We start from the raw sequence: 14279 nt of genomic DNA, 5'->3' as shown, positions 1-14279 counted from the left end.
CCACGAAGAGTGTTACACACGCCTCCTGGCGTCGAATATTCAGTTGTGGGGTATCGCGCTTCTCTTGGTGACACGGCGGCACTGTTACACGCCATTTCCGCAGCAAAAGAGCGGTGCGCTACCAATTGCGCCAAGCCGGCAGGAAGCCTCTCGACTTCGAGAATCGATCCTATCCGAAGTCGAACAGGTGTCGGAGACGACGGATGCCCGCCCTCACGGGGAGGGCGGGCATCCGTTGATCGAGGCTGTCGACTCAGCCGGCCGGTGTGGCCGTCGGAGTCGGGGTGGGTGTCGACGTCGAGTAGGTCTCACCGGCGGCCTGGATGACGAAGGAGGCGAACTCCTCGGGATCGGTGAGCGAACCCGAGTACTGCTTGCCGTTCACCAGCACCGTCGGCGTGCCACCGACGGCCTTGAGGTCGGAGTTCGGGATGGGCTCGTTGAGCGCACGATCCGTCGATGCCTCGACCCAGCTGGAGAACGTGCCCAGCTTGCCATCGGTGATGCACTTCTCGACGCTGCTGTACGAGCCGACGCCGGCGTCCTTCGCGACCTTGGCGATCTCCTCGTTCGAGAGGCCCGCCGTGCCCTCCTCGGGCTGGTTCGCGAACAGCGCACTGTTGAAGGCCCAGAAGTCGTCGGGGCTGTAGTTGGCGACGCATGCGGCGGCGTTGGCGGCGCGGCTGGAGTACATGGTGCCGGCCGACTTGGTCTTGAGCAGGGCGATCGGGTGGATCTCCACCGTCGCGGCTCCGGCCTCGAGCCACTTCTGCATCTGCTCGGCGTTGGTCGTCTCGAACTGGTTGCAGTAGGGGCAGAGGTAGTCGAGGTACACCCGGATGTTCGCGACCTTGCCGGTCTCATCGGGCACCGAGGGGGTGGGCGTCGCACCGGCGGCGAGCGCCGGGGTGGTGACTGCCTTCAGACCCTCGCCGATGACGATGCCATCGCTGGCCATGTTCTTCGGGCCGGGTCCGGCGGGCTTCACCGACTGCACGATGATGAGCACAACGATCGCGACGACAGCCACGATCGCGATCGCGATTCCGCCCTGGAGCAGCACTTTGTTTCGACGTTCGCGCTTCTTCTGCTCCTCGCGCAGGAGGCGTGCCTTTTCACGGGCTTCCTCGCGGCGCTGGTTCTTCGTCGGACGGGGGTCGCTCCCGTTGGTCATGGATCCTCGCTTGAAAGTGCGTCGGGGGGACCGCGGAGAAACCGCGGATGGCTGCAGGCAAACGCCTCGAAGATAGTAGGCCGACTGTCTGGGAATTGACCAACCGGAGCCTGAACGGGGGGTACGCGCCCGCAGGGTGCGTGGAGGCGTTCCAACACCCTCCCCTGATTCGGTCGCACCCCCGGTTCGTGCGATACTGACATTCGGTCACCGTCGATCGATGGCGACCACCATCCATTCACTACGGATCGTCCGGCACGTACCTGCCGGTGAAGGAGAAGAAGAACCATGGCATCAGTCACCTTCGACAAGGCCACGCGCCTGTACCCGGGCGGCACCCGCCCGGCCGTCGACCAGCTCGACCTGCAGGTCGCCGACGGCGAGTTCCTCGTGCTCGTCGGCCCCTCCGGTTGCGGAAAGTCCACCTCCCTCCGCATGCTCGCAGGCCTCGAAGAGGTCAACGACGGCAACATCTTCATCGGCGAGCGCAACGTCACCGACGTTCCCCCGAAGGACCGCGACATCGCGATGGTGTTCCAGAACTACGCGCTGTACCCGCACATGACCGTCGCCGAGAACATGGGCTTCGCGCTCAAGATCGCCGGCGTCGGCAAGGACGAGCGCGCCACCCGCGTCCTCGAGGCCGCCAAGCTGCTCGACCTCGAGCCCTACCTCAGCCGCAAGCCGAAGGCGCTCTCCGGTGGTCAGCGTCAGCGCGTCGCCATGGGCCGCGCCATCGTGCGTCAGCCCCAGGTGTTCCTCATGGACGAGCCGCTGTCGAACCTCGACGCCAAGCTGCGCGTGCAGACCCGCACCCAGATCGCCTCGCTCCAGCGCCGTCTCGGCGTCACCACGGTCTACGTCACCCACGACCAGACCGAGGCCCTCACCATGGGCGACCGCATCGCCGTGCTGAAGGACGGCGTGCTGCAGCAGGTCGGCACCCCGCGCGACCTCTACGAGGCACCGAACAACGTGTTCGTCGCCGGCTTCATCGGAAGCCCCGCCATGAACCTGTTCTCGGCCGACATCGCCGACGGCGGAGTCAAGTTCGGTTCGGCCATCGTTCCGGTCGAGCGCCAGGCCCTCGACAGCGCGACGGGCTCGAGCGTCACCGTCGGCGTTCGTCCCGAGGACATCACGGTCTCGACGACGGCGAACACCGGCCTCGAGGTCGATGTCGACCTGGTCGAGGAGCTCGGCGCCGACGGCTACCTCTACGGTCACTCCACGATCGAGGGCAAGCGCACCGACATCGTCGCCCGCGTCGACGGCCGCATCCACCCGAACGCCGGTGACAAGGTCTACCTCACGCCGACCCCGGGCCACGTGCACGTGTTCGACGCCGAGAGCGGCGAGCGTCTGCTGCACACCGCGATCGCGCACTAGGACTCGAGCACTACCAGGGTCCACATCCTGATCAGAACGGCCGGCGGGAGCATCCCGCCGGCCGTTCTGCTTTCCTCCCGGCGCTGTAGGCTCGAAGTCTTATGAGAGGCTCCCTCACCATCACGTCGGCCGTCACCGATCCCGCCCTGCTCGACCTTCCGTGGGACCAGCCGCTGGATGAGTGGTCGAACGACCACATCGCCGTGCTGCCCAAGGGGATCTCCCGCCACCTCGTGCGTTTCGCGAACCTCTCCGGCCATGTCATCGCCGTGAAGGAGACCACCGAGGTGATGGCCAAGGGCGAGTACGAGATGCTGCGCACCCTGCAGCGCATGGAGGTGCCGTGCGTCGAGCCCGTCGCCGTCATCACCAACCGCGTCGACCACGATGGGGACCCGCTGGCGCCGGCCCTCGTGACCCGTCACCTCAAGTTCTCCCTCCCCTACCGGGCGCTGTTCTCGCAGACGCTGCGACCCGACACTGCCACCCGTCTCGTCGACGCCCTCGCCGTGCTGCTCGTACGACTGCACATGATCGGCTTCTTCTGGGGCGACGTGTCGTTGTCGAACACGCTCTTCCGCCGGGACGCCGGCGCCTTCGCCGCCTACCTCGTGGATGCCGAGACCGGGCAGCTCTACACCGGCGGGCTCTCGAACGGCCAGCGTGAGAACGACCTCGAGATCGCTCGCGTCAACATCGCCGGCGAGCTGATGGACCTCGAGGCCGGCGGCCGCGTCGCCGACGAGCTCGACCCCATCCGCATCTCGAACGGCATCGTCGAGGCCTATCGCCTGCTCTGGAAGGAGCTCACGGGCTCCGAGTCGTTCGACTCCTCCGAGCGCTGGCGCATCAGCGAGCGCGTCGACAGGCTCAACAAGCTCGGCTTCGACATCGAGGAGCTCGCCATCCGCACCACGGATGAGGGCTCGACCGTGCGCATCCAGCCGAAGGTCGTCGACGCGGGCCACCACCAGCGCCGCCTGCTGCGCCTCACCGGGCTCGACGCCGAGGAGAACCAGGCACGCAGGCTGCTGAACGACCTCGATTCCTACACGGCCACCTACGGCAAGAGCGACCTCGACGAGGAGATGGTCGCTCACGAGTGGCTCATGCGCGTCTTCGAGCCCGTCGTGCGCGCCATCCCGAAGGATCTCAAGGGCAAGCTGGAACCAGCCGAGGTGTTCCACCAGCTCCTCGAGCACCGGTGGTACATGGCTCAGGATGCCGGCCACGACATCCCGCTGGCCGAGGCCGTGACCAGTTACATCAACGACGTGCTGCGGCACCGCCGCGACGAGGCCACGATGATCGACCCGCCGACCGGCGCCTTCACCGTGCCGATCTCGGTCATCCGCGATGCCGATCCGAACGCCGACTCCGACGAGGACTGGCGCCTCAAGGTGTGACCGGCCCCACGTCGCCCTCGAAGGACGCCGTGTCGACGTGCCAGGTGATCATCCCGTTGGTCTCCCAGTCGACCGTGAGGGTCAGGAGTTCTGCGTCGCCGACTCGGGTCGCCGTCTTCTCCATGCGGAGTCCGCGTTCGGCGAGTTCCTCCGCCGTCGCGCACTCCGACACCGCGCGCACGTCCTTCACGACCGAGACCAGGCAGTAGGCGCCGTCGTTGCGGATGGCGGCGTAGATCTGCACGTCGTCGTCGCTCACGATGTCCGAGGCGAGTCGCCGGAACGACTCCCTGACGTAGCCGAGCACCACGGAGTCGCCGGGATTCGCCGTGGGGTAGGCGAGGCTGTTGAAGACGGTCTCGAGCATCGCCGTCGGCGCCGGCGTCGGCGGTTGCGCGTCGATGATCGCCCGATCGACGGCCTCGACCGCGGTGACGGCGAGAGCCCCGATGAGCACCCCGGCCGTGAGGCCGATCCAGAGCGTGCGGCGGCCGGCCCCGGCGCGCTCGCGGGGGCCGGTGACGCCTGCGGTTCCGGATGCCGCCTCCTCGGGCACGGCATCCGGGGCCGGGATCTCGGACTCACGCTGGGACGACGTGTCGCCGGGCGATGCCGCCGCGGCCACCCGCCGGTCGTGGAGCATGAGCTCCCAGACCGACGGGCGCATGCTCACGCGCTCCCCGGTGTCGGGATCGACGAAGGACTGCTCGGCCTCGTCGGCCGAGGCGCGCGCGTAGACGCGCTGCACCAGCCGGTCCCGTTCCGCGTCCTGTGTCACGTCGCTGTGACCCCTCCGCTCAGGCCTGGCGTCAGCGTTCGGCGCGCAGCTTCGAGATCTCGTACAGGGTGACGGATGCCGCGATGCCGGCGTTCAGCGACTCCGTCGCCGAACTGATCGGGATCGAGACGACGGCGTCGCAGGTCTCGGTGACGAGGCGCGACAGGCCCTTGCCCTCGCTGCCGACGACGACCACGACCGGACGATCGGCCAGCTCGAGGCCGGGGAGCGAGAGTTCGCCGCCTCCGTCGAGTCCGAGCACGAACACTCCGGCGTCCTTGAACGCCTTGAGCACGGCGGTGAGGTTCGGCGCCATGGCGACGGGCGTGCGCGCTGCGGCACCGGCCGAGGTCTTCCAGGCCGAGGCCGTGAGACCGACCGACCGGCGGGCGGGCACGATCACGCCGTGACCGCCGAAGGCAGCCGTGGAGCGGATGATCGCGCCGAGGTTGCGGGGGTCGGTGATGCCGTCGAGGGCGACGAACAACGGGGTCTGCCCCCGGCCGATGACCTCCTCGAGCAGGTCGACGGGATGCGGGTACTCGTACGGCGGAACCTTGATGGCGACGCCCTGGTGCACGGCGTCGCGACCGGCGAGGCGGTCGAGCTCGGGGCGCATGACCTCGAGGATCGGGATGTCGCGGTGGTTGGCGATCGAGAGGATCTCCTTGACGCGTTCGTCCATCTCGACGCGGGCGGCCACGTAGAGGGCGCTCGCGGGGATCTTCGCGCGCAACGCCTCGACGACGCTGTTGCGACCCGTGACGATCTCGGCCTCTTCGCTCTTCGGCTTGGTTCGGCCCTGCGAGCGGGTGTCGGGGCGACCGTTGGCGGCTGTGCGTCCTCCGGTGGTCTTCTTGCCGCCGGCCGCCGTGTAGCGCTCCTGCGCCGCCTTGCGCTTGCCGGCGGGGTGGTACGGGCGGTCCTCGGCCTTGGGGGTGGGCTTCTTGCCCTCGAGGGCCTGTCGGCCCTGCCCTCCGGAGCCCACCTGGGGACCCTTCTTGCCCTTGCGTACCGCGCCTGCGCGCGACTTGCCGCTACTCGACTTCATGATTCAAGACTCCAATGCGCACCCGTCGGGGTGTCTTCGATGGTGATGCCCGCCGCAGAGAGCTCCGCGCGGATGCGATCAGCTGTCGCCCAGTCCTTCTCCGAACGTGCGTCGGATCGATCGACGAGAAGGCGACCTACCAGCATAGCAAGAGCCTGCTCAGACGCCGCATCGCCCGAATTCGCCCACTCGGGAGCGCCCGGATCGATGCCGAGCACGCGCACCATCGCGAGCACGGCCCCGTGGGCGGATGCCGCGGCGCCGAGGTCCTCGGCATCGAGGGCGGCGTTCCCCGCGCGCACGGTGTCGTGCAGCACGGCGAGTGCCTGCGGCACGGCGAGGTCGTCGTCCATGGCGTCGGCGAAGGCATCCGGAACCTGGATCGCCCCCGTCGACGCGAAGCGGGTGTCGGCCAGGCGGCGTGCGGCGCGATCGAGGAAGCCGGCGATGCGATCCACGGCCGACTGCGCCTCGGCCAGGCCGCCGGGGCTGTAGTCGAGCGTCGACCTGTAGTGGGCCTGGCCGAGCAGGTAACGCACGGCGAGCGGCGAGGCCGCCTCGAGCAGCTCGGAGGCGAACACGGAGTTGCCGAGCGACTTCGACATCTTCTGGCCCGCCACGTTCACCAGGCCGTTGTGCACCCAGTAGCTCGCGAACGGACGCCCGGCCGCGGTCGACTGTGCGAGCTCGTTCTCGTGGTGCGGGAAGCGCAGGTCGAGGCCGCCGCCGTGGATGTCGAAGGCGTCACCCAGATAGCGCTGCGACATCGCCGAGCACTCGATGTGCCAGCCCGGCCGGCCATCCCCCCAGGGCGACGGCCACGAGGCCGAGGCCGGTTCTGTGGGCTTGGCGCCCTTCCAGAGCGCGAAGTCGCGGGGGTCGCGCTTGCCTCGAGGGTCGGCATCCGTGGCCGCCTCCATGTTGTCGCGGTTCTGGCGGGTGAGCTCGCCGTAGGCCGGCCAGCTCGCCGTGTCGAAGTACACGTCGCCCGAGCCGTCGGCAGCGGCGTAGGCGTGACCGCGTTCGATGAGCTCGGCTATGAGCTGCTGCATGCGATCGACGGATGCGGTCGCCCGCGGCTCGTAGCTCGGGGGCAGGATGCCGAGCCTGGTGTAGCCGGCGGTGAACTCGAGTTCGACCCTGTACGCCAGCGCCCACCACTCCTCGGCCGAACCGGCGACGCCCGCGAGGATCTTGTCGTCGATGTCGGTGACATTGCGCACGAAGGTGACGTCGTTGCCGCCGTGGTCGAGCCACCGCCGCAGGATGTCGTAGACGAGAGCACTGCGCAGGTGCCCGATGTGCGGACTCGACTGCACTGTTGGCCCGCAGACGTAGATGCCGACACGTCCGGGAACGAGGGGAACGAAGTCGCGGAGCGACTGGGTCTTCGAGTCGTAGAGGCGCACGGTCACGAAATCCAGACTAGCGGCGGCCGGCCTCTCTCCCCCGCTGCAGATCGATCGGGGCCGCACCGCGTTCCTCACGCTGGGACGGGCGCGGCTCGGACCGGATCGCTGCAGCCGAGTGCGGCGCCGCTAGGCGCGGTAGAGCAGTGCCGTCGCGACGGCGGCGATGCCCTCGCCACGCCCCGTGAAGCCGAGGCCGTCCGTCGTGGTCGCCGACACGCTCACCGGAGCACCGAGCGCCGCGCTGAGCACGGCCTCGGCCTCCGCGCGGCGGGGCGACAGCTTCGGCCTGTTCCCGAGCACCTGCACCGACACGTTTCCGATCCTGAAGCCGGCCTCCTCCACCAGCCGACGCGCCTCGGCGAGGAAGACGGCGCCATGGGCACCGGAGAACGCCGGGTCCGCCGTGCCGAAGACTCCCCCGACGTCGCCGAGCCCGGCGGCTGCGAGAAGGGCGTCGCAGATGGCGTGGCTGGCGGCATCCCCGTCGCTGTGACCGGAGAGGCCGATCTGGCCCGGCCAGTGCAGCCCCACCAGCCAGAGTTCCTCGGACGGGTCGTGGCTGAAGGCGTGCACGTCGGTGCCCGTTCCGACGCGGAAGACGCCGGGGGCTTCCAGGCGGACCGGCGCGGCATCCGTCAGCAGTTGCTCGGCACGAGCGAGGTCCCAGGCCGTCGTGACCTTGAAGGCGAGAGGGTCGCCGGCGATGGCGTGCACCTCGCCGCCGGCGGCTGCGACCAGGGCGGCGTCGTCGGTGTGATCGTCGGCAGCTCCGGCGTAGGCGACGGCGAGCAGGGCGCGCGGAAAGCCCTGGGGGGTCTGCACTGCCGCCAGCTGCGAACGATCGACGGTCTCGAGGATGCGTCCGTCGGTGTCGACGCGCTTGATGGTGTCGGCGACGGCGAGGCCCGGGATCACGCCGGATCCCGTCGCGCGCACGGCGGCGATCACGGCCTCGTGCTGGCTCGTCGGGGTGAGGGCGCGGGCGGCGTCGTGGACGAGGACTGTGCGCACGGCTCCGTCGACGGCGGCGAGGCCCGCCGCGACGGATTCCTGACGCGTCGCCCCTCCCGGCACCACGGTGAGGTGACCGGATGCGGCCCCGGCGATGCCCGACGCGATCGCGTGCGCGTGCTCCAGGCCGTCGGACGGCGCCACCACCACGACCTGCACGGGCTCGGCGAGGCTGAACACCGCGCTCAGCGCGTGGGCGAGCAGCGGCCTGCCCGCGAGCTCGACGAAGGCCTTCGGCATCCCGAACCCGAGACGGGTGCCGCTGCCGACGGCGACCACGATGACGGCGACATCGGGAGGCGTTTCACTCATGTGCCGAGGCTATCGCGTGGGCCGGCGCCGGCCCGAAACGGCGAAACGCGCCTCCCCGTACTGGGGAGACGCGTTCCGTGTGATCTGGATGGACCGACCGGTCTAGGAGGCGAGAACCTCGTCGAGCACGGTGGATGCCTTCTCCTCGTCGGTCTTCTCGGCGAGCGCGAGCTCGGAGATGAGGATCTGGCGGGCCTTGGCGAGCATGCGCTTCTCGCCGGCCGAGAGGCCACGGTCCTGGTCGCGGCGCCACAGGTCGCGGACGACCTCGGACACCTTGATGACGTCTCCCGAAGCGAGCTTCTCGAGATTGGCCTTGTAACGGCGTGACCAGTTGGTCGGCTCCTCGGTGAACGGGGCACGCAGCACCTCGAACACGCGGTCGAGGCCCTCCCGTCCGATGACGTCGCGCACGCCGACAAGGTCGACGTTCTCAGCAGGAACTTCGATCGTGAGATCGCCCTGCGTGACGTTCAGCTTGAGGTAGACCTTCTCTTCGCCCTTGATGATCCTGGTCTTGACTTCGGTGATGGTTGCCGCACCATGATGCGGGTAAACGACGGTTTCGCCGACCTCGAAAAGCATGAATATATGTCCCTTCAGCAACCTCCAGAATACCACAGGGTGCATGGTGGTAAGGTTCGCCTCCGCCAGCACCGCGCGCGCCCGCGACATCGGGCGTGCGCTAGGCTCGACAGCGGATTTCATCGCGCCCGGCACGGGTTCCCGTCGAGGGGGCGCAGAGCTTGGAGGGCACTGTGAGAGGGCGTATCGCGTCATCCGTCATCGTCGCGGCAGCGGTCATCATCGGAACGGCGGGCTGCAACCTGGTCGCTCCGCAGGCGACCACCTATCACTACTTCGCGAGTGACGGCGTGAGTTCGGACCTCGGCGATGTCGCCCTGCGCAACGCCGTCGTCGTCACCGACAAGGGCAAGCTCGGCAACCTCGTCGTCACCATCGTGAACTCGGGCTCCAGCGACGCCGAGATCACGGTGCAGCACGAGTCCTCGAGCGGCAAGAAGAACGTCACCATCGACGCCCCGGCTCACGAGACGACGATCTTCGGCCCCGCCGACGGCGAGCAGGTACTGCTGCGCGACCTCGACGCCGAGCCCGGATCTCTGCTGCCGGTGTACTTCCAGTACGGCGACGAGTCCGGCAAGGAACTGCTGGTCCCGGTGCTCGACGGCGGACTGCCGGAGTACTCCGACCTGCTGCCGATCGACGTGATCACGGACAAGCTCGGCGAGGCCGTCGCCCAGTAACGCCGTTCGACGGCATCCGCCCACGGAATCGAGAACGCCCGGCCTCCACGAGGACCGGGCGTTCGTCGTTGCAGCGGACGGACGGGGCTACTCCTCGAAGCGGTAGCCGAGCCCGCGCACTGTGACGAGCATCCGCGGCTCCGACGGCGTCTTCTCGATGCGGGAACGGATGCGCTTGATGTGCACGTCCAGCGTCTTGGTGTCGCCGAAGTAGTCGCTGCCCCACACGCGGTCGATGAGCTGGCCGCGGGTGAGCACCCTGCCGGCATTGCGCAGCAGGAACTCGAGCAGCTCGAACTCCTTCAGCGGCATCGGCGTGACGACCCCGTCGACGGCGACGGTGTGGCGCTCGATGTCCATGCGCACGGAGCCGGCCTCGAGCAGCGTGCCCTCGTCGCGGTCGTCTTCTGTGTGGCGGCGCAGTATGGCGCGGATACGGGCGAGCAGTTCCCGGGTGGAGTACGGCTTGGTGACGTAGTCGTCGGCTCCGAGTTCCAGGCCCACCACGATGTCGACCTCGGAGTCCTTCGCCGTGAGCATGATGATCGGCACGCTCGACCGCGTGCGGATCTCCCGGCAGACCTCGGTGCCCGAGAGGCCGGGCAGCATGAGGTCGAGCAGGATGAGGTCGGCACCTGTGCGGTCGAACTCGGTGAGGGCGCTCGGCCCGTCGGCGGCGACGTTCACGTCGTAGCCCTCGCGCTCGAGCAGGAAGGCGAGGGGCTCGCTGAGGGCGGTCTCGTCTTCGACCAGGAGGATGCGTGTCACTGGGGGTCCTTTTCCGCCTTGACGGCGTCGTTCGGTGCTTCGGGGAGTCGGATGGTGAAGGTGGAGCCGCGACCTGACTGCGACCAGACCCTGACGTCGCCGCCGTGGTTCTGCACGGCGTGCTTGACGATGCTGAGGCCGAGCCCGGTGCCGCCGGTGTTTCGCGAGCGGGCCTCATCGACCCGGAAGAACCTCTCGAAGACGCGGTCGAGGTCCTCCTCGGGAATGCCGACGCCTTGGTCGGTGACCGCGATCTCGACGGCTCCGTCGGCGCTCTTCACGCCGACGCCCACCCGCGTGCCGGGGAGCGAGTAGTTGATGGCGTTGGCGATGAGGTTGTTGACGGCCATGACGAGCAGGGACTCGTCGCCGAGGACCTCGGCCCGGCTCTTGTTGCGCACGGCGAGGGCGATGTCCCGGGACTCGGCGACGACCCGGTTCTGGTCGACGGCGGCCGCGACGATCTCGTCGACGGAGACCAGGTCGGGCTCGCTCAGCACGTTCTGCGACTGCAGGCGGGAGAGGTCGATGATGTCCTGGGTGATGCGGGCGAGACGGGCTGACTCCTGCGTGAGGCGATGGGTGAAGCGGCGCACCTGGGCGGGCTCGTCAGCCGCCATGTCGATGGCCTCGGCCAGCAGTCCGACGGAGGCTATCGGTGTCTTCAGCTCGTGCGAGATGTTGGCGATGAAGTCGCGCCGCACATCGTCGAGCCGCTGCGAGTCCGTGAGGTCGTCGCCGAGCAGCAGGACGTAGCGACTGCCGAGACGGGCCACCCGCACGTCGAGGAGGATGTTCGCCTCACCGAACCTGCTGCGGGCAAGGGTGAGCTGTTCGGCGATGGGCGCACCGGTACGCCGAACCTTCGCCACCAGCTCGACGAGCTCCGGATGCACGAGGGTGTCCTGGCGCACGATCCCGAGGGTGGTGGCTGCATGCGATGACGCGAGGACGTTGTTCGACGGATCGACGACCACGGCCGGCGATTCGAGGGCGTCGATCACCTCGGCGATCCCGTCGGGCACGGAGGGGTTGACCACTGTCGCGGCGTGGGTTCCACGGCGCTCGGCGACGTGGATGAGAGCGACGAAGCCGCCGCCCACCACCAACCCGAGTGCCAGGGACAGCAGCACCGACCAGGTGGTATCCATGGCATCAGAGTAATGTGTCCGCAGATGCGTGCCCGCCGCATCCGTACCGCTGATGGCCTACTTCAGGGAATGTTCAAACCTGCGGCACCGGCCGTTAACCTTCGGTCGACACCATGGGCTGGGGCCATGCGGGCTCCGTCTACCCGCACGCATTCGAGTGTGCGAACGAACGAACGATGAGGATTCACACGTGCGCGAAGTATTCCAGCTGGAACTCCGAGAGGTTCAGGACCGCCTCGTCGAGATCTCAGAGCTCGTGGCGACCTCGATCGACAAGGCGACCCGGGCGTTCAACGAATCCGACGTCGGCCTCGCCGAGGAGTGCATCGAGGACGACGCCCGCATCGACGAGCTCGCGGTCGCCCTCGACGAGCTCGCGATCACGATCCTGGCCCGGCAGAACCCCGTCGCCCGCGACCTCCGCATCGTCGTGAGCGCCCTCCGCATCAGCGCATCGCTCGAGCGCATGGGCGACCTCGCCACCCACATCGCCCAGCTGGCCCGCTACCGCTTCCCCGACAAGGTGGTTCCGAAGAGCCTGCGCCCGACCTTCGCCGAGATGGGCCGGCTCGACGTGGAGATCGCCAGGAAGCTCACCGAGCTGCTGAGCAGCCAGGAGGTCGAGCTGGCCGAGACCATCCGCAACGACGACGACAAGATCGACGCGCTGCACCTGAGCGTGTTCGACAAGGTGCTGGGCGAGAAGTGGAAGGGCGAGACTGTCGACACCGTCGACTCCACCCTCGCCAGCCGCTACCACGAGCGTTTCGCCGACCACGCCGTCGCGATCGCGAAGAAGGTGCAGTACCTGGCGACGGGTGACTGGGTGCCCGAGAGCGCCTGATCCCCCTGACACTGTAAAAGCGAGGAACCTCTCGCCTGAACCCACCGCATCCGACCACCGGATGTCGTGGATCAGGCGAGAGGTTCCTCGCTTTTCAGGTCCTGCGGGCTACTTCTTGCCCTGCGCGGCGACGGCCGCAGCGCCTGCAGCCGCAGCCTCAGGATCGAGATACTCACCGGCGCCGATGGGGGCGAGGTTCTCATCGAGGCGGTACACCAGCGGGATGCCGGTCGGGATGTTCAGCTCGGCGATGTCGTCGTCCGAGATGCCGTCGAGGTGCTTGACCAGGGCGCGCAGCGAGTTGCCGTGCGCGGTCACCAGCACGGTCTTGCCCGCCCTGAGGTCGACCGAGATGTCGGACTCCCAGTAGGGCAGCATCCGCTCGATGACGTCCTTCAGGCACTCGGTGCGGGGCAGGTCGGCGTCGGGAAGGTCGGCGTATCGGGGGTCGCCGACCTGCGAGTACTCGGCGTCGTCGGCCAGGACCGGCGGCGGGACGTCGAAGGACCGACGCCAGAGCTGGAACTGCTCCGGGCCGTACTTCTCCAGCGTCTCGGCCTTGTCGAGGCCCTGGAGCGCCCCGTAGTGGCGCTCGTTGAGGCGCCACGAGCGCTTGACGTCGATCCAGAGGCGGTCGGCCTCCTCGAGGGCGATGTTCGCGGTCTGGATGGCGCGAGTAAGAACCGAGGTGTGCAGCACGTCGGGCAGCAGACCCGACTCGGCGAGGAGTTCGCCGGCGCGCTTGGCCTCGGCGCGGCCCTGCTCGGACAGGCGCACGTCGACCCATCCGGTGAACAGGTTCTTCTGGTTCCAGTCGCTGTTCCCGTGGCGCAGCAGGATGAGGGTGTAAGGCGAAGTCATGCCTCCAATGTATCGCTTGCGATACTGGGGGCATGCCTGTCGGATCCATCACCCGCGGCACCACGAACACCAACCGGCTGCGACGCGTCGACCGCTGGATCGCGGAGCTGCCCATCCTCCGCAGCACGGAGGATCCGCTCGTCGTCGATCTCGGCTACGGCGCCAGCGGCGTGACGGCGCTCGAGCTGCAGCAGCGGCTGGCGAAGGCCAGGCGTGATATCGACGTGCTCGGACTCGAGATCGAACCCGGTCGGGTGCGCACGGCCACGGAGCAGCTGGCGGCTGTGCGGGCCGGAGGCACAGGCTTCGCTCCGGACGCGCGGGTATCCTTCGCCCTCGGCGGGTTCGAGGTGCCGGTGCCGCAGCGCCGTCGGCCCGCGGTGATCCGCGCGTTCAACGTGCTGCGCCAGTACGACGAGTCGCAGGTCGCCGATGCGTGGGCGCTGATGACCTCACGGCTGCAACCCGGAGGGCTGCTCGTCGAGGGCACCTGCGACGAGATCGGCCGGGTCTCCAGCTGGGTCGCCCTGTCGCCGGATGCGCCGCTCAGCCTCACGATCAGCCTGCGGCTCGCGGGCCTGGAGGTGCCGTCGATCGTCGCCGAGCGGCTGCCGAAGGCGCTCATCCATCGGAACGTGCCCGGGGAGCGCATCCACGCGCTGCTGGCCGAGCTGGACCGTGCCTGGCGGTCGAACGCACCGTTATCGGTGTACGGGCCATCGCAGCGCTGGATCGCCGCCGTGCGGATGCTGGCGGATGCCGGCTGGCCCGTGCGCGGCGGCGTCCGTCGCTGGCGGCTCGGTGAGCTCACCGTGGACTGGGCGGCCGTGGCGCCGCTCTGTCGCTGAGGGGCA

At 68.6% G+C, this 14279-nt stretch carries 14 protein-coding genes; 5 read left to right on the top strand and 9 right to left on the bottom strand.

Annotated elements, in window-relative coordinates:
* Nucleotides 1-253: 253 nt before the first annotated feature.
* A complete protein-coding gene (locus ASF30_RS21625) occupies nt 254-1174 on the bottom strand; it encodes a DsbA family protein (RefSeq protein ID WP_055911589.1) in 921 nt (306 codons plus the stop codon).
* 288 nt (nt 1175-1462) lie between these two features.
* Between ASF30_RS21625 and ASF30_RS21620 the strand changes: the two genes are divergently transcribed.
* Together ASF30_RS21620 and ASF30_RS21615 are read left to right on the top strand one after the other, a co-directional pair.
* The gene (locus tag ASF30_RS21620; RefSeq protein WP_055911587.1) at nt 1463-2563 is read left to right on the top strand and encodes an ABC transporter ATP-binding protein; all 1101 of its coding nucleotides are present in this window, start codon (nt 1463-1465) and stop codon (nt 2561-2563) included.
* A 101-nt stretch (nt 2564-2664) separates the two neighbouring features.
* Nucleotides 2665-3969: a DUF4032 domain-containing protein gene (locus tag ASF30_RS21615; RefSeq protein WP_055911584.1), complete on the top strand. Its 1305-nt coding sequence runs from the start codon at nt 2665-2667 to the stop codon at nt 3967-3969.
* On the opposite strand, the gene ASF30_RS21610 is transcribed toward ASF30_RS21615, so the two are convergent.
* The 5 genes from ASF30_RS21610 to ASF30_RS21590 all read right to left on the bottom strand — a co-directional run bounded on the left by ASF30_RS21610 (nt 3959) and on the right by ASF30_RS21590 (nt 9118).
* Nucleotides 3959-4747, bottom strand: a complete 789-nt coding sequence (locus ASF30_RS21610) for a hypothetical protein (RefSeq protein WP_157497573.1) — start codon at nt 4745-4747, stop codon at nt 3959-3961. The genes ASF30_RS21615 and ASF30_RS21610 overlap by 11 nt on opposite strands.
* A 31-nt stretch (nt 4748-4778) precedes the next feature.
* Nucleotides 4779-5798, bottom strand: a complete 1020-nt coding sequence (rlmB, locus tag ASF30_RS21605; protein ID WP_055911579.1) for a 23S rRNA (guanosine(2251)-2'-O)-methyltransferase RlmB — start codon at nt 5796-5798, stop codon at nt 4779-4781.
* On the bottom strand, nt 5795-7213 hold the full coding sequence (gene cysS / locus ASF30_RS21600; protein ID WP_055911577.1) for a cysteine--tRNA ligase: 1419 nt from the start codon (nt 7211-7213) through the stop codon (nt 5795-5797). The genes rlmB and cysS overlap by 4 nt, the downstream gene beginning before the upstream one ends.
* 123 nt (nt 7214-7336) lie before the next feature.
* Nucleotides 7337-8533 (bottom strand): 2-C-methyl-D-erythritol 4-phosphate cytidylyltransferase, encoded by a 1197-nt coding sequence (ispD, locus tag ASF30_RS21595; protein ID WP_055911573.1) that lies wholly within the window; start codon nt 8531-8533, stop codon nt 7337-7339.
* A 102-nt stretch (nt 8534-8635) separates the two neighbouring features.
* Entirely contained in the window at nt 8636-9118 is a 483-nt protein-coding gene (locus tag ASF30_RS21590) for a CarD family transcriptional regulator (protein ID WP_055820959.1), read from the bottom strand.
* Between the two features lie 173 nt (nt 9119-9291).
* Here ASF30_RS21590 and ASF30_RS21585 point away from each other — a divergent pair, with 173 nt between their 5' ends.
* Nucleotides 9292-9801 carry a hypothetical protein gene (locus ASF30_RS21585; RefSeq protein ID WP_055911570.1) on the top strand — a complete coding sequence of 170 codons (510 nt, stop codon included), beginning with the start codon at nt 9292-9294 and terminating at the stop codon, nt 9799-9801.
* Nucleotides 9802-9888: 87 nt separating this feature from the next.
* Here the strand turns inward: ASF30_RS21585 and ASF30_RS21580 are convergent, their stop codons facing one another.
* Nucleotides 9889-10569, bottom strand: coding sequence for a response regulator transcription factor (locus ASF30_RS21580; protein ID WP_055911567.1), 681 nt, complete (start codon nt 10567-10569; stop codon nt 9889-9891).
* Complete coding sequence (locus ASF30_RS21575) at nt 10566-11720, bottom strand: sensor histidine kinase (RefSeq protein WP_055911564.1); 1155 nt, start codon at nt 11718-11720, stop codon at nt 10566-10568. Before ASF30_RS21575 ends, ASF30_RS21580 begins: the two co-directional genes overlap by 4 nt.
* Before the next feature lie 190 nt (nt 11721-11910).
* Here ASF30_RS21575 and phoU point away from each other — a divergent pair, with 190 nt between their 5' ends.
* Nucleotides 11911-12564, top strand: coding sequence for a phosphate signaling complex protein PhoU (phoU, locus tag ASF30_RS21570; RefSeq protein ID WP_055911561.1), 654 nt, complete (start codon nt 11911-11913; stop codon nt 12562-12564).
* A gap of 108 nt (nt 12565-12672) precedes the next feature.
* Here phoU and ASF30_RS21565 read toward each other — a convergent pair whose 3' ends face one another.
* Nucleotides 12673-13425, bottom strand: coding sequence for a phosphoglyceromutase (locus ASF30_RS21565; RefSeq protein ID WP_055911559.1), 753 nt, complete (start codon nt 13423-13425; stop codon nt 12673-12675).
* 32 nt (nt 13426-13457) lie between these two features.
* Between ASF30_RS21565 and ASF30_RS21560 the strand changes: the two genes are divergently transcribed.
* Nucleotides 13458-14273: a hypothetical protein gene (locus tag ASF30_RS21560; RefSeq protein WP_055911556.1), complete on the top strand. Its 816-nt coding sequence runs from the start codon at nt 13458-13460 to the stop codon at nt 14271-14273.
* Nucleotides 14274-14279: the final 6 nt, after the last annotated feature.

Origin of the sequence: Leifsonia sp. Leaf264, from assembly GCF_001422325.1 — a bacterium.
Taxonomy (GTDB): Bacteria; Actinomycetota; Actinomycetes; order Actinomycetales; family Microbacteriaceae; genus Orlajensenia.
Note: the sequence above shows the minus strand (reverse complement) of the source record. Positions and strands in the feature narration are given on the sequence as shown.